This window comes from Streptomyces sp. AB3(2024) (genome assembly GCF_041862025.1).
In the GTDB taxonomy this organism is placed as follows: Bacteria; Actinomycetota; Actinomycetes; order Streptomycetales; family Streptomycetaceae; genus Streptomyces.
The window spans coordinates 1-25,486 of record NZ_JBGWAB010000082.1 but is presented as its reverse complement, the minus strand read 5'-3'; the positions used below and the strand labels follow the sequence as shown (position 1 = coordinate 25,486).

22 protein-coding genes and 1 pseudogene are annotated in these 25,486 nt (G+C 72.7%); 11 read left to right on the top strand and 12 right to left on the bottom strand.

Annotated features, from left to right (window positions below):
- The first annotated feature begins 102 nt into the window (after window positions 1–102).
- The 7 genes from ACEPPI_RS26890 (at window position 103) to ACEPPI_RS26860 (ending at window position 7,574) form a co-directional block, all read left to right on the top strand.
- A complete protein-coding gene (locus ACEPPI_RS26890; protein WP_373917844.1) occupies window positions 103–693 on the top strand; it encodes a toxin in 591 nt (196 codons plus the stop codon).
- Window positions 690–1,910: an MAB_1171c family putative transporter gene (locus tag ACEPPI_RS26885; protein ID WP_373917843.1), complete on the top strand. Its 1,221-nt coding sequence runs from the start codon at window positions 690–692 to the stop codon at window positions 1,908–1,910. Before ACEPPI_RS26890 ends, ACEPPI_RS26885 begins: the two co-directional genes overlap by 4 nt.
- Window positions 1,907–2,800, top strand: a complete 894-nt coding sequence (locus ACEPPI_RS26880) for a DNA-binding protein (protein WP_373917842.1) — start codon at window positions 1,907–1,909, stop codon at window positions 2,798–2,800. Before ACEPPI_RS26885 ends, ACEPPI_RS26880 begins: the two co-directional genes overlap by 4 nt.
- Before the next feature lie 145 nt (window positions 2,801–2,945).
- A complete protein-coding gene (locus ACEPPI_RS26875; protein WP_373917841.1) occupies window positions 2,946–3,422 on the top strand; it encodes a DUF3574 domain-containing protein in 477 nt (158 codons plus the stop codon).
- A gap of 141 nt (window positions 3,423–3,563) precedes the next feature.
- On the top strand, window positions 3,564–4,658 hold the full coding sequence (locus ACEPPI_RS26870; RefSeq protein ID WP_373917840.1) for a patatin-like phospholipase family protein: 1,095 nt from the start codon (window positions 3,564–3,566) through the stop codon (window positions 4,656–4,658).
- Between the two features lie 365 nt (window positions 4,659–5,023).
- Window positions 5,024–5,485, top strand: coding sequence for a hypothetical protein (locus ACEPPI_RS26865; RefSeq protein WP_373917839.1), 462 nt, complete (start codon window positions 5,024–5,026; stop codon window positions 5,483–5,485).
- 31 nt (window positions 5,486–5,516) lie between these two features.
- Entirely contained in the window at window positions 5,517–7,574 is a 2,058-nt protein-coding gene (locus ACEPPI_RS26860; protein ID WP_373917838.1) for a SpoIIE family protein phosphatase, read from the top strand.
- A gap of 120 nt (window positions 7,575–7,694) precedes the next feature.
- On the opposite strand, the gene ACEPPI_RS26855 is transcribed toward ACEPPI_RS26860, so the two are convergent.
- Together ACEPPI_RS26855 and ACEPPI_RS26850 are read right to left on the bottom strand one after the other, a co-directional pair.
- Complete coding sequence (locus tag ACEPPI_RS26855; RefSeq protein WP_373917837.1) at window positions 7,695–10,502, bottom strand: SpoIIE family protein phosphatase; 2,808 nt, start codon at window positions 10,500–10,502, stop codon at window positions 7,695–7,697.
- Window positions 10,499–11,506 carry a GlxA family transcriptional regulator gene (locus tag ACEPPI_RS26850; RefSeq protein ID WP_373917836.1) on the bottom strand — a complete coding sequence of 336 codons (1,008 nt, stop codon included), beginning with the start codon at window positions 11,504–11,506 and terminating at the stop codon, window positions 10,499–10,501. The genes ACEPPI_RS26855 and ACEPPI_RS26850 overlap by 4 nt, the downstream gene beginning before the upstream one ends.
- A 113-nt stretch (window positions 11,507–11,619) precedes the next feature.
- On the opposite strand from ACEPPI_RS26850, the gene ACEPPI_RS26845 reads away from it, so the two are divergent.
- The gene (locus ACEPPI_RS26845; RefSeq protein WP_373917835.1) at window positions 11,620–12,225 is read left to right on the top strand and encodes a cysteine hydrolase family protein; all 606 of its coding nucleotides are present in this window, start codon (window positions 11,620–11,622) and stop codon (window positions 12,223–12,225) included.
- 247 nt (window positions 12,226–12,472) lie between these two features.
- Here ACEPPI_RS26845 and ACEPPI_RS26840 read toward each other — a convergent pair whose 3' ends face one another.
- Complete coding sequence (locus ACEPPI_RS26840) at window positions 12,473–13,621, bottom strand: glycerate kinase (protein ID WP_373917834.1); 1,149 nt, start codon at window positions 13,619–13,621, stop codon at window positions 12,473–12,475.
- A 143-nt stretch (window positions 13,622–13,764) separates the two neighbouring features.
- Between ACEPPI_RS26840 and ACEPPI_RS26835 the strand changes: the two genes are divergently transcribed.
- From ACEPPI_RS26835 to ACEPPI_RS26825, 3 genes are all read left to right on the top strand, one after another.
- On the top strand, window positions 13,765–15,486 hold the full coding sequence (locus ACEPPI_RS26835; RefSeq protein ID WP_373917833.1) for a BCCT family transporter: 1,722 nt from the start codon (window positions 13,765–13,767) through the stop codon (window positions 15,484–15,486).
- A gap of 50 nt (window positions 15,487–15,536) precedes the next feature.
- Complete coding sequence (locus tag ACEPPI_RS26830; RefSeq protein WP_373917832.1) at window positions 15,537–16,037, top strand: NUDIX domain-containing protein; 501 nt, start codon at window positions 15,537–15,539, stop codon at window positions 16,035–16,037.
- A gap of 61 nt (window positions 16,038–16,098) precedes the next feature.
- A complete protein-coding gene (locus tag ACEPPI_RS26825) occupies window positions 16,099–16,527 on the top strand; it encodes a hypothetical protein (RefSeq protein ID WP_280916821.1) in 429 nt (142 codons plus the stop codon).
- Window positions 16,528–16,544: 17 nt separating this feature from the next.
- Here the strand turns inward: ACEPPI_RS26825 and ACEPPI_RS26820 are convergent, their stop codons facing one another.
- The 9 genes and pseudogenes from ACEPPI_RS26820 to ACEPPI_RS26780 form a co-directional block, all read right to left on the bottom strand.
- Window positions 16,545–17,045 (bottom strand): methylated-DNA--[protein]-cysteine S-methyltransferase, encoded by a 501-nt coding sequence (locus ACEPPI_RS26820; RefSeq protein ID WP_373917831.1) that lies wholly within the window; start codon window positions 17,043–17,045, stop codon window positions 16,545–16,547.
- Window positions 17,046–17,070: 25 nt separating this feature from the next.
- Window positions 17,071–18,546 carry an AlkA N-terminal domain-containing protein gene (locus ACEPPI_RS26815; RefSeq protein WP_373917830.1) on the bottom strand — a complete coding sequence of 492 codons (1,476 nt, stop codon included), beginning with the start codon at window positions 18,544–18,546 and terminating at the stop codon, window positions 17,071–17,073.
- A gap of 154 nt (window positions 18,547–18,700) precedes the next feature.
- The gene (gene pssA / locus ACEPPI_RS26810; protein ID WP_199922199.1) at window positions 18,701–19,561 is read right to left on the bottom strand and encodes a CDP-diacylglycerol--serine O-phosphatidyltransferase; all 861 of its coding nucleotides are present in this window, start codon (window positions 19,559–19,561) and stop codon (window positions 18,701–18,703) included.
- Window positions 19,548–20,204, bottom strand: coding sequence for a phosphatidylserine decarboxylase (locus ACEPPI_RS26805; protein ID WP_356218271.1), 657 nt, complete (start codon window positions 20,202–20,204; stop codon window positions 19,548–19,550). Before ACEPPI_RS26805 ends, pssA begins: the two co-directional genes overlap by 14 nt.
- 186 nt (window positions 20,205–20,390) lie before the next feature.
- Complete coding sequence (locus ACEPPI_RS26800; protein ID WP_030235019.1) at window positions 20,391–21,596, bottom strand: acyl-CoA dehydrogenase family protein; 1,206 nt, start codon at window positions 21,594–21,596, stop codon at window positions 20,391–20,393.
- A 2-nt stretch (window positions 21,597–21,598) separates the two neighbouring features.
- Window positions 21,599–22,111 carry a MaoC family dehydratase gene (locus tag ACEPPI_RS26795; RefSeq protein ID WP_030155134.1) on the bottom strand — a complete coding sequence of 171 codons (513 nt, stop codon included), beginning with the start codon at window positions 22,109–22,111 and terminating at the stop codon, window positions 21,599–21,601.
- Window positions 22,112–22,116: 5 nt separating this feature from the next.
- A complete protein-coding gene (locus ACEPPI_RS26790; RefSeq protein ID WP_373917828.1) occupies window positions 22,117–23,091 on the bottom strand; it encodes a CoA ester lyase in 975 nt (324 codons plus the stop codon).
- Complete coding sequence (locus tag ACEPPI_RS26785; RefSeq protein ID WP_373917827.1) at window positions 23,088–25,139, bottom strand: protein meaA; 2,052 nt, start codon at window positions 25,137–25,139, stop codon at window positions 23,088–23,090. The genes ACEPPI_RS26790 and ACEPPI_RS26785 overlap by 4 nt, the downstream gene beginning before the upstream one ends.
- A gap of 31 nt (window positions 25,140–25,170) precedes the next feature.
- Window positions 25,171–25,486: pseudogene (locus tag ACEPPI_RS26780) on the bottom strand (crotonyl-CoA carboxylase/reductase); the annotation flags it as partial.

Genomic DNA, 25,486 nt, shown 5'->3' with positions numbered 1-25,486 from the left:
GGGGTGAATGGCCGGATAGAACGTACGTCGAACAGGCGGGAGTTGGGCGTGTGGCATCATGGCCGCGTTGTCCGACCGCTGGGTTCGCCGGAGGACTGAGGGATGAAGTTACCTGGCACCGGATTACCGGCGTCGGAGGACAGGCGGCTCAGGCGCCGCCTCAAGAAGGTCCGTCATACGTGTGAGGCCCTGCTCGCGGAGTGGGGCATGGAACACGGCTGTGGAATCGACGAACTCCTGCGCGACCTCAGCGAGCGCCGCCAACGTCCCATCCATCTGCTGGCGACGCCCTTCCCCGAACGGCACTTGTTCGGAATCTGGCTGAAAATGGATGACTTCGACGTCATCGTGTTCGAGCAGGCGGCAACGCCTTCACACAAAGAACACATCATCGCGCACGAACTCGCCCACATCGCTTTCGACCACAGCGGCTCGGTGCGACTCGACCGGAACGATGCGGGCGATCCGAGCCTGCTCCTGCCCGACGTCGAGCCCGAAGCCGTGCGGGGCATGCTGATGCGCTCCCGCTACAGCGACGACGAGGAGCAGGAGGCCGAGACGATGGCCTCGCTGATCCTGGCCCGCGCCGCCAAGCGCTGGACGGAACCGGCCTGGGGCGTCCCGGACGAGGCCGCCGAGATCGTGGCCCGCATCGAGAGCGGACTCGGCCGACCCGACCAGGGACCCGCGTGATCTACACGGTCCTCGCGTGGGTCTGCGCCTTCGTGGGCCTCGCCGCCTTCGGCTACCGCCTCCCCGACCTGCTGAGCCGCCGGCGCGACGTCGCCCTGTGGGCCCTGTGCACCTACTTCCTCTGCTCCGGGATCAGCTTCCTCGTCGACCTGGACCAGCTGCGGCTGCACATCTCCGGCTTCTTCGGGCTGGCGAACATCACCTCCCTGATCACCCAGGCGGCGGTGGTCGTGCTCACCGCGGCCCAGCAGGTGGTCCTCGTCTACTGGTCCGCGCCCCCCGCCGAGGCCCCGCGGATGGCCCGCCGCCGCGTCCTCGTCTTCGGCGCGGCCCTGGCCGTGCTGGTGGTCTCCTCCTTCGTCGTCGGCCCCGTGGCCCACTCCGAGACGGCCACCTCCACCATCCTGCTCAGCATCCAGCACGGCGGTTACGCGCTCTACATGTCCTTCTACCTGCTGGTGTGCGCCGTCGGGCAGTTCGAGACGGTGCGGCTGTCACTGCGCTTCACCGGGATGGTCAACCGCCAGTGGCTCAAGGTCGGCATGCGCACGGTCACCGTCGGCGCCAGCCTGATCCTGGTCTACTGCGTCACCCGGGGCATCCAGATCGCGGGCACGCGCCTGGGCTTCGACGCGGCCGCCCTCGACCCCGTCCAGTGGACCAGCGGCAGCGTCGGCGCACTGCTGCAGATCGCCGGCTGGACCATCCCCTCCTGGGGCATCCACATCACGCGCGCCCGGGGCTGGATCCGCAGCTACCGTTCGTACCTGCGGCTGCGGCCCCTGTGGTGGGCGCTGTACCAGGCGTCGCCCGACATCGCCCTCGACCCGCCGAGGTCCTGGCTGGGCGACCTGGTCCCGCCCCGCGATCCCCAGTACAGCCTCTACCGGCGCGTGATCGAGATACGGGACGGACAGCTGATCCTGCGCACCGCGCTCTCGATGGCGGAGTTCACCCGCGTCGCGCGCTCGCTGGACCTTCCCGAGGACCCCACCTCCCCGCTCGGCGAGGCCCTCCAGGTGCGCGCCGTCCTGAGCCGTCCCGCCGAGGAGCGGGCCGAGCGTGCGGAGCGGGCCGACGCCGAGTCCGACATCCCGGCGCGGCCGCCCTACGAGGACTTCCGCGACGAGGTGGAATGGCTGACCAGGGTCGCGGACTCCTTCAACGCCCTCGGCCAGAGCCGTCCCGGTCCGGTCGGCGCCGGCCTGCTGTCATGACGCCGCCCGCCGTGTCCGCGGCCGCGGCCCTGGCCGCCGTCCGTCGCCTCGTGACCCTCGACACCGAGCGGGGGGCGACCGCCGCCGTACCCGCCGTACGGGAGACCGTGCGGCGGATCCCGGAGCTGTCGGCCGACCCCGGCGCGCTGTCCGACCGGGACGCCGACCGGCTCGCGGCCCTCGCCGAACTGGCCGAGGTCATCGGCTGGATCCTCTTCGACGCCGGCCGCTACCGTCCGGCCCACCGGATGAACGCGCGGGCGCTCGCCCTCGCCCGGCTGTGCGGCGACCGCTGGATGGCGCGGCTGGTCCTGCTCAACCACAGCATGCTCACCACCCACACGGGCCACCCGCGTGCCGCACTGCTGAGCGCGGACCGGGTGCGCGGGCCCCGCCCGCTGCCCGCCCGCGTCGCCGCCCTCGTCCTGGTCCGCCGCGCTCACGCGACCGCCCTGCTCGGCGCGCGCTCCGAGGCCCTGGAGCTGATCGCCCGCGCCCGGAGCCGGTTCCTGGACGGCGTCTCGCACCGCGACCCGCACTGGGCCTGGTGGATCGACGAGGCCGAGCTGCTGGGCCACCACGGCTGGGTCGAGGCCAGGCTGCGCCGCTGGGACCGGGCCATCCCCCTGCTGCACCAGGCGGCCACCGCCCCCGGACCCGCCTACCGGCACCTGTTCACGGCGGAGCTGCTCTCCGCCCTGGCGGGGGCCGGGGCGTGGCGGGAGGCCGAGGACCTGATCGCGGAGGTGGCGCCGCGCGCCGCGGGCATCGGGTCGGTCCGCACGACCGAGACCCTCGGCCGGACGGCGGCGGGCCTGCGCGGGTGCGCGGGTGCGCCGGGCGGCGTACGGGACGCCGCGGACTTCCTGCTGGAGTCGCTGCCCGCCTGAGCGCCGCCCGGACCGGGGGAGGCCCCCGCGCGGACCCGGCCCGGCCGCGACCCGACCTGATCCGCCACGACACCCCCCGAACCGAACCGACCCCCACGACCCGACACGACCCGAACCGACCCGACACGACAGACAGGACGACGACATGCGATCCATCCGGATCTCGACGCCCGCGGCCGCCTTCCTGGCGGCGGCGGCCCTCCTCTTCGCACTGGGCGGCCCCGCTTCGGAGGCCGCCTTCGGCACGCACGAGGCCTCGGCGGCGAGCGAGCAGACCGTCGCCGAGGACGGCAGCCCGTACATCGCGACGCACCTCTACTTCGGCACCGGGCGGCACAACGGCAACCCGCCGATCACCGAAGAGGAGTTCATGAAGTTCGTGGCCGACGTGATCACCCCGCGCTTCCCCTCCGGGCTCACCCTCCAGGAGGCCCGGGGACAGTGGCGCGACAAGGAGGGCGACATCAACCGCGAGAGATCGTACGAGCTGACCGTGATGTACCCGGTGCGCGAGGCCCACGCCCGCAACGCCGACATCGAGTACATCCGGCGCCTGTACTGCAAGACCTGGGAGCTGGAGTCGGTCGGCCGCGCCGACGTGCGCGCGCAGGTGGACTTCTGACCGGCCGGCCGGCCCGCTGACCGGGGCGGCGCGGCACGTGGCGGGACGTGCGGGACGGAGCCGGCAGCTCCTCGCGCCCACCGGAACCCGCCCCGCCCGCCCCGGCACGCGCCGGGTCTGATCCGGGGGCAGCATGGAGGCATGAGCACGGCCGGGGGCCCCCCGCGCAGCGCCGAGCTCCGGCTGGCCGTCGCCATGCGGGGCGGGGTCAGCCTCGCCGTCTGGATGGGCGGGGCCTGTTGTGAGATGGCCCGGCTGCGGGCGGCGGCGCCCGGCCCCGCCGACGGGCCACCGCGCCCCGAGAGCCCCGGCACGGCCGTCTACCGCGGCGTACTCGAACGCTGCGGCTACCGGGACGTGGAGATCGACGTCATCGCCGGGACCAGCGCCGGCGGTCTCAACGGGGTGCTGCTCGCATGCCACTTGGTGTACGGCATGCCCTTCGGCCCCGGCGTCCGCGACCTGTGGCTCCACCTCGGGGACCTCGAATCCCTGCTCCGCCGCTCGACCCCCTTCCACGTCCCCGCCTCCCTGATGCAGGGCGACGAGGTGTTCTACGCGGGCCTGCGCCGCGCCCTGGACGAGCTCCTCGTCGAAGCGCCCGGACCCGGGCCCGGGCCCGCCCCGCGCCCCGCCGCATCGCTGCGGCTGATCCTGACCGCGACCCGGCTGCGCCCCCGCCCGGACCGGGTGCGGCCGACGCTCGGGCAGCCGCTGCTCGTCGGCCGTTCCAACGCCTACTTCCGCTTCCGCCACCGCCAGGGCCTCACCGACTTCCCCGCGGACCCCGCCGCCCGCGGCCCCGCCCTGGACCGGCTCGCGTACGCCGCCCGGACCTCCTCCTCCTTCCCCGGGGCCTTCGAGCCGGCCAGGCCGTACGTGGGCAACGAGCCGCCCCCGCCCGGCGCCCCGGCCCGCGTCGACATGCGCGGGGTGAGCAGCGAGACGGGCCACTGCGACGAGAACCTCGGCGGCTGCGCCGAGCTGGTCGACGGCGGCCTGCTGGACAACATCCCCGTCGCCTGGGCGGTCCGGGCCATCGCCGGAGCGCCCGTCACCCGCCCGGTCGACCGCTGGCTGCTGTTCCTCCAGCCCGTACCCCCCTTCCCGCCGCCCCCCGAGCGGGGCACCGCCGACCGCGCCACCCGCCTCGTGCGGATCGCCGCGAAGTCGTTCGCCGTGACCTGCTCGCCGCCCTGCGCCAGCGCGAGATCCTCGACGAGGAGCTCCCACTGATCGCCGCCCTGGACTCCGGCGGCATCCGCTCGGGCAACCGCCCCGACCTCCCCGCCCGCCCCCACCCCTCCCGGCCGACGGCGCGCCTTCGAGCAGGCCCTCGCGGCCTTCCGGGCCATCGGCGCCGAGGACGTCTCCCGGCTGGTCCGCGTCCGCGACCCGCGCCGCGCCGCGCTGCGCACCGGCCTGCTCGTCTGGCCGGCCGTCCAGCCCTCCGGCAAGGCGGCGGCGCACGCCGTACAGGGGGTGCTCGGGCTGATCAAGCCGCTGGTCTGGCTGACGCCGCTGGTCTGCGTCCTCGTGCCCGCGAGCGCCCTCGCCGCCGTCGCCCTCATGTGGACCGCAGCCGCCTTCGGCTCCGGCCGGTGGGCCTCGCTCCCCGCCCACGTGCCGCTCTGCGCCTTCGCCACGACCGCGCTCGGGCCGCCGTCGCGCGGCTGCGGCCCCGGTGGCCGCTGCCCGCCGTGCTCGCCGCCGGGGCGGTGGTCCTGGCCCTGCCGCCACTGGTCCTGGCACTGGCCCGGTCGTACGGCGCGAGCGTGCCGGGCGGCGCCCCCGCCCGGCTCCTGGTCGTCGGCCCGGCCTACGCGCTCGCCTGCGCCCTCGTCCTGCGGATCGGCGCCGCCCGCCCCTGGTACACCGTCGCGGCGGCGGCCGCCGCCGACGGGGCCCTCGCCTGCGCCGTCCCGTCCGGGCACGTCCCGCAGGCGGGCTGGTGGGCCGCGCTGGCCTTGTACCTCGTCCTCCTGTGGACCACCTTCGTCATGCCGTGGCTCTATCCGGACACTGCGCCCCGGGCCGAGCCCTCGGATAGGGTGAATCGGTAGGAATCGGACCCCCCGGGGTGAGGTCGGTGCATTGGACACGTACCAGTCGACGAGCGAGGTGCCCGATCCGCCGGCGGCGGCCGTCGGGTACGCGGGCGTACTGCGCGAGCTGCTGCCGATCGCCCTGTGGCGGGAGGACGCGGACGGCCGCGTCGTGGAGTGGTCGCTGGCCGCCCAGGACCTGCTCGGCCACCGCCCCGAGGACATCCTCGGCCGGCCCGGCGACAGCGTCCTCGTACCGGAGGCCAACCGCGAACTCGCCCGGGACCTGACCCGCCGGGTCCAGGCCGGGGAGACCGTCGTCGGCACCCTGCCCGTGCGCCACCGCGACGGCCACCGGGTGACGATGGAGATGTGGATCGTGCCCGCCGCCGACCCGCAGGGCCGTATGGGTGCCATGCTCATCGCCGTCGAGACCTCCGAGGTCCTGCACATGCGGGACTCCCTCGCCGCCCTCCAGAGCCTGTTCACCCAGTCGCCGATCGGCCTGGCCACCCTCGGCACCGACCTGCGCTTCCTGCGCGTCAACGACGCCCTCGCCCGGATGAACGGCGCCTCCGCCGCCGAGCACCTCGGCCGGCGCCTCACCGAGGTCGTGCCCGGGGTCAACGCCGTCGCCCTGGAGGCCACCATGCGCCGGGTGCTGGAGTCCGGCACCGCCGTCGTCGACGTCCGCCGCACCGGCCGCACCCCCGCCGACCCCGACCACGACCACACCTGGTCCTGCTCCTACGCCCCGCTGCTCGACGGCTCAGGCCGCCCCCTCGGCGTGATCGCCTCCCTCATCGACATCACCGAGGGCCAGCGGGCCCAGCTGGAGGCCGAACGCGCCCGCGCCCGCTTCGCCCGCCTCGCCGAGGCCGGCACCCGCATCGGCACCACCCTGGACCTGCGCCAGACCGCCCAGGAGATCGTCGACCTGCTGGTGCCGGAGCTCGCCGACTCGGCCGACGTACAGCTCCTCGAATCGGTACTGGAACCCGACGAGGCCGGCGCCTCCTCCCAGGGGCTCCTGCGCAGGCTCGCGGCGGTCTTCCCCGACCCCTTCGCGCCGACCGCCCGGCTCAAGCCCGGCCAGACCTTCCGGATCCCGGCCGGCACGGCCTACGAACGGGTCATCGAGGACGGCATCCCGATGAACCTCTACAGCGCCGACGTCCCCGCGCTGATCACCGACCCCCGGGCCGACGAGCTGCGCGCCTACCTCGCCTCCCTGGGCTGCGCCCGCATGGTCCCCCTGGTCGCCCGCGGCAAGGTCCTGGGCGCCGTCGCCGTGACCCGGCTGCGCGGACGCGAGCCCTTCGACGAACAGGACTGCGTCCTCGTCGACGAACTCGTCGCCCGCGCCGCCCTCAACATCGACAACGCCCGCATGTACACCACCCAGCGCAGGGCCGCCCTCACCCTCCAGCGCAGCCTCACCAACAGCGCCCTCCCCGAGGTCCCCGGCCTGGAACTCACCGGCCGCTACCTGCCCGCCAGCGACCACGACGTGGGCGGCGACTGGTTCGACGCCATCCGGCTGCCCGGCGGCCGCACCGGCCTGGTCATCGGCGACGTGATGGGCCACGGCATCCACGCGGCCGCCGTCATGGGCCAGCTGCGCACCGCCGTGCGCACCCTCGCCCGCCACGACGTGCCGCCCGACCGGATGCTCCGCTCCCTGGACGCCGCCGTCGCGGACCTCGGCCAGGACGAGATGGCCACCTGCGTGTACGCCGTCCACGACCCGGCGGCCGGCGGCTGCTCCATGGCCCGCGCCGGCCACCCGCCGCCCGCCGTGGCCGCCGCCGACGGCACGGTCTCCTTCCTCCAGGGCCCGCCCGGGACCCCGCTGGGCACCGGCGGCCGGGACTTCCCCGTCCAGGAGGTCCCGCTGCCCCCCGGGACCCTGCTCGCCCTCTACACCGACGGGCTGATCGAAGCCCGCGACCGGGACCTCGACGAGGGCCTGGAACGCCTCGCGCGGGCCCTGCGGCGGGCCGCACAGCCCCTGGAGGCACTGTGCGAGGACATCCTGGCCGGGCTGCTGCCCGCGGCGCCCCAGGACGACGTCGCGGTGCTCCTGGCCCGCCCCCGCCCGCTCTGACACAGGCGGCCCGTCGGCCTGTCGGCCCGTCGGCCCGCCGCCGGGCACCTGCCGGTCGTCACCGGGAACCGGCCCGCCGCCCGGCACCGGGCCGCCCGGGGGTCCGTGCCCGTGCCCCCGTCACCAGGCCAGGTCCTCCAGCGCGTCCGGATCCAGCACCCCGGGCAGCGCCGGCCCGTCGCCGTCCGACGGCGACAGCTCCGCCCAGATGACCTTGCCGCGCTCCGCGTACCGGGTCCCCCACCGGTCGGCGTACTGCGCGACCAGGAACAGCCCGCGCCCGCCCTCGTCGGTGGTGGTCGCGTACCGCAGGTGCGGGGAGGTGCTGCTGCCGTCGGACACCTCGCAGATCAGGTTGCGGTCCCGCAGCAGCCGGACCCGGATCGGCTCGTTCCCGTACCGGATGGCATTGGTGATCAGCTCGCTGAGCACCAGCTCGGCCGGGAAGGAGACCTCCTCCATCCCCCACGCGGCCAGCTGCGCCGAGGCCTCCCGGCGCACCCGCGAGACGGCCACCGGGTCGCCGGGCACCTCCCATTCCGCGATCCGGCCGGGATCGAGCCGTCGCGTGTCGGCGATCAGCAGCGCGATGTCGTCGCTCGGCGCCGGGAACAGCAGCGCGGCCAGGACGTCCGCGCAGGCCTGCTCGGGGCTGCGGCCGGTCTGCGACAGGGTCTCCCGCAGCACCGCCAGCCCGGCGCCGAAGTCCCGGTCGCGGTCCTCCAGCAGCCCGTCCGTGAACAGCACGAGCCGGCTCCCCTCGGGCAGTACCAGCCCCGCCGTCTCGAAGGGCATGCCGCCCACCCCCAGGGGGAGCCCGGCCGGCAGCTCCGGGAACTCCACCCGCCCGTCGGCGTGCACCAGGGCGGGACCCGGGTGGCCGGCACTGGCCATCGTGCACTGCCCGGAGACCGGGTCGTACACCGCGTAGAGGCAGGTGGCGCCGGTGATCCCGGCGGTCTCCTCCACCTCCGGGCCGTCGCCCGCGCCGAGGTCCCCGCCGTTGCCCGCGGCCGGCATGCCGTTCTCCAGCTGGTCGATCCGGTCGATCAGCTCGTCCAGGTGTCCCAGCAGCTCGTCGGGCGGGATGTCCAGGGTGGAGAAGTTGTGCACGGCGGTCCGCAGCCGGCCCATGGTGGCCGCGGCGTGCACCCCGTGCCCCACGACATCGCCCACCACCAGCGCCACCCGGGCCCCCGGCAGCGGGATCACGTCGAACCAGTCCCCGCCCACCCCCGCCTTCGCGGGCAGGTAGCGGAAGGCCACGTCCACCGCGCTCAGGTCCGGCAGCACCCGGGGCAGCAGACTGCGCTGGAGGGTCACGGCGGTGGCGTGCTCGCGGGTGAAGCGGCGGGCGTTGTCGATGGACACGGCGGCCCGTGCCCCCAGCTCCTCGGCGAAGGACAGGTCCTCCTCGTCGAAGGCCTCGGGCGAGTCGGCGGCCCGCCAGAAGTTGGCCATGCCGAGGACCACGCCCCTCGCCTGGAGCGGTACGGAGATCAGCGAATGGAGTCCGTAGTCGAGGGCGATCCGGGTCCCGGCGGCGTCCTGGGCCCGCCAGCCCATGGCGGCGTGCAGGTCGGCGGCGAGCACCGCGTGCCCGGCGTCCAGGGCGGCCGCCATCGGAGCGGTCGGCACCACGAAGCGGATGACGTCCCCGACCGGCTGGAGCGGCTGGTCGCTGCGGACCCCGGTCATGGCCGCCCGCCGCATCTCGGTGTGCACCCCGGAGGCCGCAGAGGGCTCGTCCCCGCGCAGCACCGGCTCCAGCAGTTCGACGGTGACGAAGTCGGCGAAGCGCGGGACGGCCACCTCCGACAGCTCCTCGGCGGTGCGCACCACGTCCAGGGTGGTCCCGATGCGCACCCCGGCGTCGTAGAGCAGCTGGAGCCGCTGCCGGGCCACCTCGGCGCGGCCGGAGAGCGCCGAGAGCTCCGTGGTGTCGCGCAGGGTCATGACGCTGCCCGACGGCCGCCCGCCGGAGGGCTGGGTGGGCCGTACGTTGACGGCCAGCAACCGGTCGCCCGCCAGGTGGACCTCGTCGGTGGCGACCCGGTCGGAGACCAGCAGTTCGGTGGTGCGCGGATCGAGGCCGAGGTCGGCCACGTGTCGCCCTTCGGCGTCGGGGGGCAGGTCCAGCAGCCGTCGGGCCTCGTCGTTGGCGAGCAGCAGCCGGTGGTCGGCGTCGACGATGAGCACGCCCTCGCGCACCGCGTGCAGCACCGCCTCGTGGTGCTCGTTCATCCGGGCCATGTCGGCCGCGCCCAGGCCCCGGGTCTGGCGCCGCAGCCGCCGGCTGACCAGGGCGGCGCCCGCGGTCCCCAGCAGCAGGGCCCCGGCGGCCGCGCCGAGCAGCAGTGGCAGCTGCCCGCCCAGCGCCTGGCCGACGTTGCGCACGTCGATGCCGGTGGCGACCAGTCCGACGACCTTTCCCTGCGCGTCGCGTACGGGCACCACGGCGCGGACCGCGTCGCTGGGCTTGCCCGAGAAGACCTCGGTGAACGACTGTCCGGCCGCCGCGCGGGAGAAGTCGCCCGTGGCGCGCTTGCCGATCAGCTCGGGCCGGGAGTCGGTGTAGCGGATGCCGTCCTTGGTCATGACGGCGATGAAGTCGAGGCCGGAGCCCCGGCGGGCGCCCTCCGCCAGGGGCTCCAGCCTGGCCGTCGGGTCGGGGGAGGCCAGGGCGGCGGGCAGGCCGGGGGCGTGGGCGAAGGCCTCGGCGGCGGCCAGGGAGCGGTTGCGGGCGTCCTGCCTGCTGTCGTAGCGGGCCTGGAACACCAGGGCGAGCGTGGCGGCGACGATCAGCACCAGCACGATCGCCGCCTGGAGCGCGAAGACCTCACCGGAGAGGCTGCGGCGGGCCAGGGAGAGGCGCGCGGGCAGGCTCTCCGGCCGCGCGTCACCGTCCTGACCCGAACGTCCGGTCATGAGCCCTTTCTAACACTGTCGCCGCCCCGGGGTGCGGCGGCGGGGACGACGGACGCGGCGGACGCCGCCGCACGGTAGGCGCGCGGGCTCACACCGACGTGGGTGGCGAAGTGCTGGCGGAAGGTGACCTCGCTGGCGAACCCGGCCCTCCGGGCCACCTCGGGGACCGGATGGTCGGTGCGTTCCAGCAGCTTGCGGGCCTCGTCCAGGCGGTGCCGCAGCAGCCACTTGTGGGGCGTGGTGCCGGTGGCGGCGGCGAAGTGCCGGGCGAAGGAGCGGGGGGACATGCCGGCCCACCGCGCCAGCGTGGCCACGTCCAGCGGCTCGTGCAGCCGGCGCAGGGCCTGTTCCCTTACGGCGGCCAGCGCCTCGGCCGTCCGGTCGGCCGACGGGGTGGGCCGGTCCAGGTATTGGGCGTGGTCCCCGGTGCGGAAGGGGCCTGTCACCATCGAGCGGGCGATCGCGGCGGCCGCCTCGGACCCGTGGGCCTCGCGCACCAGGTGCAGGCACAGGTCGATGCCGGAGGCCACCCCGGCGGAGGTCCACAGCCGGTCGTCCTCCACGTAGAGCGGGGCCTCCTCGACCAGCACCTCGGGGTAGCGGGCGGCGAGCTGCGGGGCGAGCCACCAGTGGGTCACCGCGCGGCGCCCGTCGAGCAGTCCGGCCTCGGCGAGGACGAAGGCCCCCGCGCACAGGGCGGCCACCGGCACGCCCCGGGCGTGCGCCGCCCGCAGCGCGGCCAGCACCGGCTCGGGCGTCGGGTCGGCGGGCTCGGCCAATGCCGGTACGACGATCAGATCGGCGGTGCCGAGCCAGTCGATGCCCCGGTCGGGGGTGAGGGTGAGCCCGCCGGGCAGCGCGATCGGACCGCTCTCCAGCGCGCAGCGGCGCAGTTCGAAGGGCGGCACCCCGACCCGGGCACGGTCCGGGCCCCAGACCTCGGTGATGACGGCGAGGTCGAAGCTGCGGATCCCGGGCTGGGCGACGATCGCGACGCGGTGCATGCGGAAACTCTGCCAGAACCGGTTGGCGAGGAACTGCCAGGCTGGCAGGATCCCATCGTTCGTGGACTCCGGAGCCACTGGGACGGCCCCCGCCCGACGGCCACGATGGAGCCATGAACGAGACCGCGATCGAGATCGCCCCCGACAGTGCCCTGATCGTCATCGACGTCCAGAAGGGCTTCGACGACGCCTCCTTCTGGGGTCCGCGCAACAACCCGGCCGCGGAGGAGAACATCGCCGCGCTGATGGACGCCTGGCGGCAGTCGGGCCGCCCCGTGGTCCTCGTCCGGCACGCCTCCGTGCACCCCGGCTCCGTCCTCGCCCCGGACCGGCCCGGGTACGCCCTCAAGGACTTCGTCGAGGAGCGCCGCCACGACGCCCCGCTGATCACCAAGACCGTCAACTCGGCCTTCTACGGGACCCCCGACCTGGCGGCCTGGCTGACGGCCCGCGGCATCGGCCAGCTGGTCGTCGTGGGGATCCAGACCAACATGTGCGTCGAGACCACCGCCCGCATGGCCGGGAACCTCGGCTACGACGTGCTCGTACCGCTGGACGCCACCCACACCTTCGACCTCGCGGGCCCGGCGGGCCTGTCCCTGACCGCCGACGAGCTGGCCACCGCCACCGCGGTCAACCTCCAGGGCGGCGGCTTCGCCAGGGTCGTGACGACGGCCGGCCTGCTCTCCGCGACCCACGCCGCCACGCTCGGCGCCTAGCACCGCACCCGGCGCGACGGCCCGCCCCCGTCCACCCGGTACCGGACCGGGTCCACCGACCCCACTTTCCCGGCCCCGGGGGTCCGGGCCCGGTTTCCCGGTGTCCGGCACCGGTTTCTCGGCCCCCGGGGGCCCGGGGGCCCCCCCCCGGAGGCGGGTGCTTCCCCCCGCCCCCGCCCCCCCCCCCCCCCCCCCCCCCCCCCGTAGCGGGGGGCCCGGGGCCACGGGGCCGTGCTCCGGGAGGAACTCAGAGCACGTCGGCGGCGATGTTCTCCGCGACCCGCTCCAGCAGGGGACCGGCGTTCGGGATGGACTTGGCCGGGTCGGGCTCCAGGTCCGTCAGCGGGTAGGCCCGGCGGATGCCGGCGCCCTCCAGGGCCTCCTGGGACAGCAGCAGTCGCCCGCAGACGGCCACGACCGGCTTGCCGGCGGCCCGCGCCGCGGCGGCGACGCCCGCCGGGGCCTTGCCGTGCAGGGTCTGCTCGTCCAGCGAACCCTCACCGGTGATCACCAGCGTGGCGCGCTCCAGCGCCGGGGCGAAGCCCAGCACCTCCAGCATCAGCTCGATACCGGGACGGAACGTGGCGCCGAGCAGCAGCGCACCGTAGCCGATGCCACCGGCCCCGCCCGCGCCCGGCAGCACCGCGCACTCGGCGGCCTTCGGGCCGATCGCCTTCTCCAGCACCAGCGCGAAGTGCGCCAGCGCCGCGTCGAGCGTCGCCACGTCCTCGGGCGATGCGCCCTTCTGCGGGCCGTAGACCGCCGCGCAGCCCTTCGGGCCGGTCAGCGGGTTGTCCACGTCGCTGGCCAGAACGAAGTCCACCTCCGCGAAGCGGGGGTCGATCCCGGACAGGTCCGCGGAGGCCAGCCCGGCCAGCGCGCCGCCGCCCGGACCGACCGGTTCGCCGTTCGCGTCCAGGAACACCGCGCCCAGCGCGGCCAGCATGCCCGCGCCGCCGTCGGTGGTGGCGCTGCCGCCCACACCGAAGACGATCGAGCGCGCCCCCGCGTCCAGCGCGGCCTTGAGCAGCTCGCCGGAACCGTACGTGGTCGCCGTCAGCGCCGCGAAGGTGCCCGCGGGCAGCAGCTGGAGGCCGGAGGCCTCCGCCATCTCGACCACCGCGGTGCCCTCGCGCAACGCGAACGCGGCCGTGACCTGGTCGCCGAGGGGGCCGGTGACCCGTACCTCCCGGCGTTCGAACCCGGCCGCGACAGCGGCCGCGACGGTCCCGTCGCCGCCGTCCGCGACGGGGAGGGTCTCGATCTCCACGTCCGGTACGGCCTTGCGGAGCCCCGCCGTCACCCGCTCCGCGACCTGAACGGCCGTGAGCGAACCCTTGAATTTGTCCGCGGCGATGAGCACGCGCGCGGCCTCAGTTACTGCTCCGTCCGTCACCTTGCTAATCCCTTGCTATCGAACAGTGCAGTCGCGCCACCCCGAGCTTATCCGGAGGATCCTCCTATGCGCATGAGTGGCCTGGGCCACATGCGGCGCGCCATGCGTCTAAATACGGATATACGCCTGCATAGTGTGGCCGCATGAGCACGGAATCGTTGGAACAGCAACCTCCGGATCCCCGGGGAGAGGGGGCCGAGGCCCCGGCGGACGGTGTGCCCGACCGCACCGTCGTCGTCATCGGGGTGGTCACGGTGCTGGCCGTCGTCGCCTGGGCGGCCCTGGGCGGGAGTTCCTTCGACACGGCCTCCGGCACGGCCCTGACCTGGGTGCTGAACAACTTCGCCTGGCTCTTCGTGATCGCCGCCGATGTGTTCCTCGTCATGTGCGTCGTCCTCGCCATCAGCCGCTTCGGCCGGATCCGGCTCGGCGCCGACGACTCCGAGCCCGAGTTCACCAACCTCGCGTGGATCGCCATGATGTTCAGCGCGGGCATGGGCATCGGCCTGATGTTCTACGGGGTGGGCGAGCCGCTCACCCACTACCTGATCCCGCCCCCGGCCTCCGGGGCCGCCCCGAGCAGCGGCGCCTCGGCCCTCGCGGCCATGGAGTACAGCTTCTTCCACTGGACCCTCACCCCCTGGGCGATCTACGGCATCGCCGGCCTCGCCCTCGCCTACGCGACCTTCCGCAAGGGCCGCGGCAACCGGCTCAGCTCCGCCTTCGTGCCGCTGATGGGGGAGGAGCGGGCCAACGGGTGGGCCGGGAAGGCCGTCGACCTCCTGGCCGTCTTCGCCACCGTCTTCGGCACCGCCACCAGCCTCGGCCTCGGCGCGCTCCAGGTCTCCAAGGGGCTCAGCATCACCACGGGGATCGAGGACTCCACCGGTGTCGAACTGATCATCATCGCTTCGCTGTCGGCGGCCTTCGTGCTCTCCGCCTTCTCCGGCCTGCACAAGGGCGTGAAGTGGCTGAGCAGCATCAACATCGTGCTCGCCGGCGTCCTGGCGCTCTTCGTCTTCGTGCTCGGCCCCACCGTCTACGTCCTGGACGTGATCCCCGCCAGCATCGGCGGCTACCTGCACCAGCTCCTGCCCATGGCCACCCGCACCGGCGCCTTCACCGACGCCAAGTGGCTCGGCGCCTGGACCATCTTCTACTGGGCGTGGTGGCTCTCCTGGGCCCCGTTCGTCGGCACCTTCATCGCCCGCATCTCCCGCGGCCGCACCATCCGCGAGTTCCTCATCGGCGTGCTCCTCGTCCCCAGCGGGGCCACCGTCGTCTGGTTCTGCGTCATGGGCGGCACCGCCATCCGCCTCGACTCCACCGGCGTCGTCGACTTCGCCGCCAAGATCAAGGACGGGACGGAGGCCTCGCTGTTCGCGATGCTCGACGCCCTCCCGCTCGGCACGCTCACCTCCTGGCTGGCGATGGTCCTCGTGATGACGTACTTCGTCACCAGCGCCGACTCCGCCTCCCTGGTCATGGGCTCGCTCACCAGCCGCGGCTCGCTGCACCCCCCGACCTGGCTCGTCGTCACCTGGGGCGTCCTGATGGCCGGCGTGGCCGCCGTCCTGCTCGTCGCCGGAGGCCTCAAGTCCCTGCAGACCGCCACCATCCTGGTCGCGCTGCCCTTCGTGATCGTCATGATGCTGCTCTGCTGGGCGCTGGTGAAGGAACTCCGTACGGACCCCGGCGCGGGCCCCGCCCGCCACCACGCCCACCACGGGATGCGGGACGCCGTCAAGGCGATGGTCGGCGACGCCGTCACCGAACAGGGCCCGACCGCCCGCCACCACCGGCTGCGGCGCATCGCCGAGTCCAAGGGCCGCGACCGCGAGGACGGCGGCCACCCACAGGGGTGATCGCGGGGGCGCCCGGCACCCGTGCCGGGCGGGCCGGTTAGGGTGGCCGCGTGACCACCACCGATGACTACGCCGCCTACATCGCGAGCCTGCCGAGGGTGCTGGCCGGGGCCGCCGCCCTCTACCGCGACGCGCGGGGCCGGGTCCTGCTGGTCGAGCCCAACTACCGCGAGGGCTGGGCCCTGCCGGGCGGCACCGTCGAGTCCGACCGGAACGAGTCCCCCCGCACCGCCGCCCGGCGCGAGAGCGCCGAGGAGATCGGCATCGACGTCCCCCTCGGGCGGCTCCTCGCCGTCGACTGGAGCCTGGGACCCGGCCGCCCGCCCCTGGTGGCCTACCTCTACGACGGCGGGGTGCTGGACGCCGACCTGCTCGACGCCGTCGTGCTCCAGGAGGAGGAACTCCTCTCCTGGAAGCTCGTCGAGCCCGAGCGGCTCACCGAATACCTCCCCGGAGCGGTCGGCCTGCGCGCCCGGGAGGCGTGCCGCGTGCTCGAATCGGGCGGCGGCACCGTGGAACTGGAGAACGGCCGCCGGCCCGACTCCGCGTAAGACCCCGGCCCGGCCGGGGGGTTGAACACGGCGCCTACTGCGAGCAGGACAGAATCAGCAGATGATCACGATGTACGCCTGGCCCAGCACGGCCGACGGTCCCGACGCCCTCCCCATGGTCCACTTCACCACCGAAGAGCAGTCGGGGGGCGAGGTCACCGAAGAGGGCACCCCCGTCTGGCTGTTCGACACCGCGATACGCGAGGGGGGCTGGGCCCCCTTCGAGGACTTCGAGGGCTGGTCCGCTCCCGCCGAGGGCTGGCAGGCCTTCTACCGCCGCGAGGACGACCTGCTCGCCGTCACCGGTCCCGGCGCCTGCGAGGGCTGGTACCAGGGGCGGCTCGGCGCCGACGGCGACTGGGTGACCGCCGCCGCCACCCAGCAGAGCGTCGTCCTGCTCGCCGCCCCCGTCCAGCACCCGTCCCTCTACGCCTACGCGGTGGAGGCCGGAGCCGGCTTCGCCCTCCTCGTCCCCCTGGCCGTGATCTGACCCGGCGGTAGCCGTCCCTACCGTCCCTCCAGCTCCAGCAGCCGCACCTTGCGGTCCAAGCCGCCGCCGTAGCCCGTCATCGCGCCCGAGGCGCCGATGACGCGGTGGCACGGCACGATGATGCTGACCGGGTTCTTCCCGTTGGCCAGACCCACCGCCCGCGAGGCGTTCGGCTTGCCGAGCTCCGCCGCGAGCTGCCCGTAGGACCAGGTCTCGCCGTACGGGATCCGCAGCAGCTGCTCCCACACGCTGCGCTGGAACGGCGTGCCCTCCAGATGGACCGGGACGGTGAACTCCGTCAGCTCCCCGGCGAAGTACGCGGTCAGCTCGCGCACCACCCCGGGGAAGGGCCCCTCCTCGGCCGGCACCCGCTCCCCGAAGGTCTCCTCACCCGGCCTGTGCCGGTGCCCGGTCATGTACAGGGCACTGAGCACCCCGTCGGTGGCCACCAGGGTGAGGGTCCCCAGCGGACTGTGCACCTCGGTGTGGGTCTTCCTGCCGCTCACGGCACTGTTCATCGCTCGGCTCATTTCGCTCCGCTCCTCATACGGGGAGGTGGTTGATGGCGTGGTCCTCGGTGGCCCACAGGTACTGCACGGCGTACGCCCGCCAGGGCCGCCACCCGGCCGCCCGGCCGGTCAGGGCGGCCGGGGTCGACGGCAGCCCCAGCCCCTGGGCGGCCCGCCGGACCCCCAGGTCGGACGGCAGGAACGCGTCCGGGTCGCCCAGCGCCCGCATCGCGATGATCTCGGTGGTCCACGGCCCGAAACCGGGCAGGGCGTTCAGGGCGGCGCGGGCCGCCTCCCAGTCGCTGTCGATGCCCAGCGGCAGCGAACCGTCCGCCAGCGCCCCGACCAGGGTGGTGAGCGTGGCGCGGCGGCTGCGCGGCATCGACAGGGTCTCCGGGTCGAGGCCGGCCAGCGCCTCCGGGGCCGGGAAGAGGTGGGTCAGCCCGCCCTGGGGATCCTCCACCGGCTCCCCGTACGCGGTCACCAGGCGGGCCGCGTGCGTGCGCGCGGCCGCCGTGGAGACCTGCTGGCCCAGCACCGCCCGTACGGCGAACTCCGCCGCGTCCACGGTGCGCGGGACCCGCCGCCCGGGGGCCTTGTCCACCAGCGGGGCCAGCAGCGGATCGGTGCGCAGCTGGTCGTCCACGGCCTCCGGGTCGGCGTCCAGGTCCAGCATCCACCGGCAGCGGCTGATGGCGATGGTCAGGTCCCGCAGGTCGGTCAGGGCCAGCCGGCAGCCGATGTGCTCGGGACCCGGCGTGAGCGCGACCACCCCGGTGCCGTACGGGAGCCGCAGCGTCCGCCGGTAGGCCCCGTCCCGCCACTCCTCCACCCCCGGTACGGCGGTGGCGGCCAGGTGCCCGAAGAGGTTGTCGGGGTTCAGCGGGGCCCGGTAGGGCAGCCGCAGACTGATCGTCCCCGGCACCCGGGGCTCACTGCGCCCGGCCCTCGCGGCCCTCGCCCGCAGCTCGCCGGGGGTGAGGGCGAAGACCTCGCGCACCGTCTCGTTGAAGTTCCGGATGGAGGCGAACCCGGCGGCGAACGCGACGTCGCCCATCGGCAGCTCGGAGGTCTCGATCAGCAGCCGGGCGGTCTGCGCGCGCTGCGCACGGGCGAGCGCGAGGGGCCCGGCCCCCAGCTCGGCGCCCAGCTGCCGCTCGACCTGACGGGTGGAGTACCCGAGCCGGGCCGCCAGCCCGGGGACCCCCTCCCGGTCGACCACCCCGTCCTGGATCAGCCGCATGGCCCGGGCCACGGCGTCGGCGCGGGCGTTCCACTCGGGAGAGCCGGGGCTCGTGTCGGGCCGGCACCGCTTGCAGGCCCGGTACCCGGCCTGCTGGCAGGCGGCGGCGCTGGGCAGGAAGCTCATGTTCTCGACTCTGGGGGGCACGGCCGGACAGCTGGGCCGGCAGTAGATCCCGGTGGTCCGGACGGCGGTGAAGAACCACCCGTCGAAACGGGCGTCCTTCGACTGCACGGCCCTGACGCAGCGGTCGGTGTCGGTGTACATGCCCCCAGCTTCCCGTCCGGACGAGGCCCGGGCTGGCAGTTTTCCGACATCAAGGCTACGCCGGCCGTCGCCGGCCGACCCGCCCCCGGGCAAGGCGAAGGCCCCGGGTGCCAGGGGCACCCGGGGCCTTCGTGTGGAGCGGCACGGCGCAGCGTTACGGCAGCTGCGCCGCCCGCGCCTCCCGCCGGTTGTGGCGGAACGTGTTCGCGCGACGGGTCGTCGCGAACAGCGGAATGGTCGCCGCCAGAGCGATCTGCAGCGCGCAGCCCGTCTGGAGCAGGAGCTGTCCACCCGGGGCGTCGAAGGCCCAGGCGGCCAGCAGCCCCATGGCACCGACGATCCAGCTGAGCATCGCCGCCGCGAGGACACCCCGCGGCTTGGGGTACTCGACCCGGCTCACCATCAGCCAGGCCACCCCGATGATCGCCAGCAGCGTCGGTACGAACGGCAGCTCCAGCAGCACGATCGAGACGACCGTCAGGGCGCCGAAGGGGCTGGGCATGCCCTGGAACATGCCGTCCTTCATGGTCACGCAGCTGAATCTCGCCAGTCGCAGGACCACCGCCAGCAGCACGACGATCGCCGCCAGTGCCGACATCTTCTGGTGTGCGTCGTCGGCGACCATGCCGTAGACGAGCACGAAGTACGCCGGCGCCAGCCCGAAGCTGATCAGGTCGGACAGGTTGTCCAGCTCCGCGCCCATCGGCGAGCTGCGCAGCTTCCGGGCGACGATGCCGTCGAAGAGGTCGAAGACCGCCGCGAGGAGCATCAGTATCACCGCGGTCGCCGCGCTGTGCCGGGCCATGCCCGACTCGCCGCTGCCGGTGAGGTGCGGAATGAGGATTCCGGTGGTGGTGAAGTACACCGCCATGAATCCGCAGGTCGCGTTGCCGAGGGTGAGGGTGTCCGCTATCGACAGCCGCAGCGAGAGCGGCATGTCGTCTTCGGCGGACTCCTCCTCGGCGCGCTCGGGAACCCAGCCGGTGGCAGGGGTCTCAGGGTCAGTCACGGTCAATTCGGGTCACCCCCGCGGTGGTGGCCTGACCGACCTCGACCGCGACCTCGACGCCCTCGGGGAGGTAGATGTCGACGCGCGAGCCGAAGCGGATCAGACCGATGCGTTCGCCCTGCTCCACCTTGGTGCCGGCCGGCAGGTACGGGACGATGCGACGCGCGACGGCGCCGGCGATCTGCACCATCTCGATGTCGCCGAGCTCGGTGTCGAAGTGCCAGACGACGCGCTCGTTGTTCTCGCTCTCCTTGTTGAACGCCGGGACGAACCCGCCGGGGATGTGCTCCACGGACGTCACCGTGCCCGCGAGGGGCGCGCGGTTGACGTGGACGTTCAGCGGGCTCATGAAGATCGCGACGCGGGTGCGCCCGTCCTTCCACGGCATGATGCTCTGCACCACACCGTCGGCGGGCGAGATGACGCGCCCCTCGGTGATCTCACGCTCGGGGTCGCGGAAGAACCACAGCATGCCCGCCGCGAGCGCGGTGGCGGGCACGGCCGCCGCGGCCCAGCGTCCGGACTTGCGGGCCCGGGTGAGGCTGATGGCCGCGGTGGCGACGGTCGGCAGAAGCCACGGCGATGCTCCGCGTGCGAGACGTCCGCCGAGGAGGCCGACGCGAGGTGCAGAGGTTTGGCTGTGGGGCATGGATGACCTTCGTAGCGGGTGATTGCCGCGCCGCAAACGGGGGGACGGGACGGCGGCTTTACTGGAATGCTATCGGTTGCGCGCAACAACTGGGCAAGCCAGAAGCCGAGTCGATGGCCCCAGACCCGTGACTGCTAGTGACTCTTTCGCGGTAAATCGTTGGGCGATTCACCGTAAAAGGGACTTTCAGCCCTGGGTCCGGTACTCCTCAAGCAGGCGTCGCCCGATGATCATTTTCTGGATCTCGGCGGTACCTTCGCCGATCAGTAGCATCGGCGCCTCCCGGTAGAGGCGCTCGATCTCGTACTCCTTCGAGAATCCGTAGCCGCCGTGGATGCGGAAGGCATCCTCCACGACCTCCTTGCAGTATTCGGAGGCGAGGTACTTCGCCATCCCGGCTTCGAGGTCGTTTCGTTCCCCGGAGTCCTTTTTGCGTGCTGCATTGACCATCATGGCATGGGCGGCTTCGACCTTGGTAGCCATCTCGGCCAGCTTGAACTGGATGGCCTGGTGTTCGGCGATCGCCTTGCCGAAAGTGTGACGTTGCTGGGCATAGGAGACACCCAGCTCGAACGCACGCTGAGCGACGCCACAGCCACGGGCCGCCACGTTGACGCGGCCCACCTCGACCCCGTCCATCATTTGGTAAAACCCTCGGCCCGTCTGGCCGCCGAGGACGCGATTGGCCGGAATGCGCAGCCCGTCCATGATCAGCTCGGTCGTGTCGACGCCCTTGTAGCCCATCTTGTCGATCTTGCCCGGAATCGTCAGGCCCGGACGGACCTCTCCGAAGCCCGGCTCCTTCTCCACGAGGAAGGTGGTCATCGACTTGTGGGGCGCGGTGCCCTCGGGGTGTCCTTCGTCACTCCGGACCAGAACGGCCACCAGCGTGGACGTGCCGCCGTTCGTCAGCCACATCTTCTGGCCGTTCAGGACGTACTCGTCGCCGTCCTTCACCGCCTTGGACGTGATGGCCGACACGTCCGAGCCCAGACCCGGCTCGGACATCGAGAACGCGCCCCGGACCTCGCCCAGCGCCATCCGCGGCAGGAAGTGGTCCTTCTGCTCCTGCGTGCCGTGCTGCTTGAGCATGTACGCCACGATGAAGTGGGTGTTGATGATGCCCGAGACGGACATCCAGCCGCGCGCTATCTCCTCGACGCACAGCGCGTAGGTGAGCAACGACTCACCCAGACCGCCGTACTCCTCGGGGATCATCAGGCCGAACAGGCCGAGCTCCTTGAGACCGTCGACGATCTGCTGCGGGTACTCGTCGCGGTGCTCCAGCTCGGTCGCGACCGGGATGATCTCCTTGTCGACGAACTCGCGGACGGTCTTCAGGATCTCCCGCTGGACGTCCGTGAGCCCGGCGGTCTGGGCGAGTCGGGCCATGGCTACTTCCCCTGTTCCTTCAGCTGCGGGCGGCCGGGCTGCTCGCCGCCGCGCTCCTTGATGTACGTCTCGGTCGGGACCATCACCTTGCGCCGGAAGACGCAGACGAGGGTGCCGTCCTGCTTGTAGCCCTTGGTCTCGACGTAGACGATCCCGCGGTCGTTCTTCGACTTCGACGGAGTCTTGTCCAGGACCGTGGTCTCGCCGTAGATCGTGTCGCCGTGGAAGGTCGGCGCCACGTGCCGCAGGGACTCGATCTCCAGGTTGGCGATGGCCTTCCCGGAGACGTCCGGCACGGACATGCCGAGCAGCAGCGAGTAGATGTAGTTGCCGACGACCACGTTCTTGCCGAAGTCCGTGGTGTTCTCGGCGTAGTTGCTGTCCATGTGGAGCGGGTGGTGGTTCATGGTCAGCAGGCAGAAGAGGTGGTCGTCGTACTCCGTGACCGTCTTTCCGGGCCAGTGCTTGTAGACCGCGCCGACCTCGAACTCTTCGTAGGTGCGTCCGAACTGCATCGGGATCAGGCCTCCGGGATCTCGAACTTGGTGGTGCGCTGCATTCCGGCGGCCCGCCCCTTGCCGGCGATGACCAGGGCCATCTTGCGGCTGGCCTCGTCGATCATCTCGTCGCCGAGCATCGCGGAGCCCTTCTTGCCGCCCGCCTCGGAGGTGCACCAGTCGTACGCGTCGAGGATCAGCTCGGAGTGGTCGTAGTCCTCCTGGGAGGGGGAGAAGACCTCGTTGGCGGCGTCGACCTGGCCGGGGTGCAGGACCCACTTGCCGTCGAAGCCCAGGGCGGCGGCGCGGCCGGCCACCTTGCGGTAGGCGTCCACATCGCGGATCTGCAGGAAGGGGCCGTCGATCGCCTGGAGGTCGTGCATGCGGGCCGCCATCAGGATCCGCATCAGGATGTAGTGGTAGGCGTCCGCCGGGTAGCCCGGCGGCTGCATGCCCACGACCAGGGACTTCATGTTGATCGAGGCCATGAAGTCGGCCGGGCCGAAGATGATGGTCTCCAGGCGCGGCGAGGCGCCGGCGATCGCGTCGACGTTCACCAGGCCCTTGGCGTTCTCGATCTGCGCCTCGATGCCGATCTTGCCGACCTCGAAGCCCATCGTCTTCTCGATCTGCGTCAGCAGCAGGTCGAGCGCCACGACCTGCTGGGCGTCCTGGACCTTCGGCAGCATGATGCAGTCGAGGTTCTGGCCGGCGCCCTCGACGACGGTGATGACGTCGCGGTACGTCCAGTGGGTGGTCCAGTCGTTGACGCGCACCACACGGGTCTTGCCGGTCCAGTCGCCGTTGTTCAGCGCGTCCACGATCGTGTGGCGGGCGCCTTCCTTGGCGAGCGGGGCGCAGGCGTCCTCCAGGTCGAGGAAGACCTGGTCCGCGGGCAGGCCCTGGGCCTTCTCCAGGAACCGCGGGTTCGAGCCCGGCACCGCGAGGCAGGAACGGCGCGGCCGCAGCCGGTTCACGGGAGACGTGGGCGTGGTCATGCGGAGACCTCCAGAGGGTCGAGCTTGTTCGCTTTCCGGATCTCGTCGACGATACGGCCGATGATCTCCGTGATACCGAAGTCCTTGGGTGTGAAGACGGCGGCGACTCCGGCCGCCTTGAGCGCGATGGCGTCGGCGTTCGGAATGATGCCGCCGAGGACGACGGGTACGTCACCCGCCCCCGCGGTACGGAGGCGTTCCAGCACGTCCGGCACGAGCGCGCTGTGCGAGCCGGACAGGATGGACAGTCCCACGCAGTGCACGTCTTCGGCCAGCGCCGCCGAGGAGATCTCCTCGGGCGTCAGCCGGATGCCCTGGTAGACCACCTCGAATCCGGCGTCGCGGGCCCGTACGGCGATCTGCTCGGCGCCGTTGGAGTGCCCGTCCAGGCCCGGCTTGCCGACCAGCAGGCGCAGCCGGCCGGAGCCGAGGTCCTCGGCGGTCCGGGCGACCTTCTCGCGGACGAGGGCCATCGGCGTGCCCTCCTCGGCGGTGACGGCCACCGGGGCCGAGGAAACCCCGGTCGGGGCGCGGAACTCGCCGAAGACCTCGCGCAGGGCGTTCGCCCACTCGCCGGTGGTGACACCGGCCCGGGCGCATTCGAGGGTGGCCTCCATCAGGTTCTCGGTCCCGGCGGCGGCCTCCTTCAGCCGGTCCAGGGCCTGCATCACCGTCGGGAAGACGAACGGGTCGCCGCCGCCCTGCCGGTCGGAGGACTCCTGCCGCTCGGCGCGCCAGCGGACGATCCGCTCGACCGTCAGGGCCTCCACGGCCCCGTCCACCGTCATGATGGCGCCGTCCAGGTCGGCGGTGAGCGGGTTCTCCTCGGTCTGCTGGAAGCAGTTGACGCCGACGATCTTGTCCTCGCCGGCCTCGATCCGGGCGCGCCGCTCGGCGTGCGAGGAGACCAGCTGGGACTTCAGGTACCCGGACTCGACGGCGGCCATCGCACCGCCCATCTCCTGGATCCGGTCGATCTCGGCCAGGCACTCCGCCACCAGGGACTCCACCTTGGCCTCGATCACGTGCGAGCCCGCGAAGATGTCCTCGTACTCCAGCAGGTCGCTCTCGTGCGCCAGGACCTGCTGGATGCGCAGCGACCACTGCTGGTCCCAGGGCCGGGGCAGGCCCAGCGCCTCGTTCCAGGCGGGCAGCTGCACGGCGCGGGCACGGGCGTCCTTGGAGAGGGTGACGGCCAGCATCTCCAGGACGATCCGCTGGACGTTGTTCTCGGGCTGCGCCTCCGTCAGGCCCAGCGAGTTGACCTGGACGCCGTAGCGGAAGCGGCGCTGCTTCTCGTTCTCGATGCCGTAGCGCTCCCGGGTGACCTGGTCCCAGATCCGGCCGAAGGCGCGCATCTTGCACATCTCCTCGATGAAGCGGACGCCCGCGTTCACGAAGAAGGAGATACGGGCGACCACCTCGCCGAAGCGCTCCTCGGGCACCTGGCCCGAGTCGCGCACCGAGTCCAGGACGGCGATCGCGGTGGACATCGCGTACGAGATCTCCTGGACCGGGGTGGCCCCGGCCTCCTGGAGGTGGTACGAGCAGATGTTGATCGGGTTCCACTTCGGGATGTGGTTGACCGTGTACGCGATCATGTCCGTCGTCAGCCGGAGGGACGGCCCGGGCGGGAAGACGTGCGTCCCGCGCGAGAGGTACTCCTTGACGATGTCGTTCTGCGTGGTGCCCTGGAGCAGGGAGACGTCGGCTCCCTGCTCCTCGGCGGCCACCTGGTAGAGCGCCAGCAGCCACATGGCGGTGGCGTTGATCGTCATCGAGGTGTTCATCTGTTCCAGGGGGATGTCCTGGAACAGCCGCCGCATGTCGCCCAGGTGGGAGACCGGGACCCCGACCCGGCCGACCTCGCCGCGGGCGAGGATGTGGTCCGGGTCGTAGCCGGTCTGCGTCGGCAGGTCGAAGGCCACCGACAGGCCGGTCTGACCCTTGGCGAGGTTGCGGCGGTACAGCTCATTGGACGCCTCGGCCGTGGAATGGCCGGCGTACGTCCGCATGAGCCACGGACGGTCTTTCTGGCGCTCTGTCATCTCAGGCGATCCTTATGGCCTTTGAGCGGACTCAGACGTTGCGGAAGCGGTTGATCGCGTCGAGGTGCTGCGCGCGCAGCTCGTGGTCGCGGATGCCGAGGCCCTCTTCCGGGGCGAGGGCGAGGACGCCGACCTTGCCCTGGTGGAGGTTGCGGTGGACGTCGTAGGCGGCCTGCCCGGTGTCTTCCAGGGAGTAGACCTTGGAGAGGGTGGGGTGGATCTTGCCCTTGGCGACCAGGCGGTTGGCTTCCCAGGCTTCGCGGTAGTTGGCGAAGTGGGAGCCGACGATCTTCTTGAGGGACATCCACAGGTAGCGGTTGTCGTACTCGTGCATGTAGCCGGAGGTG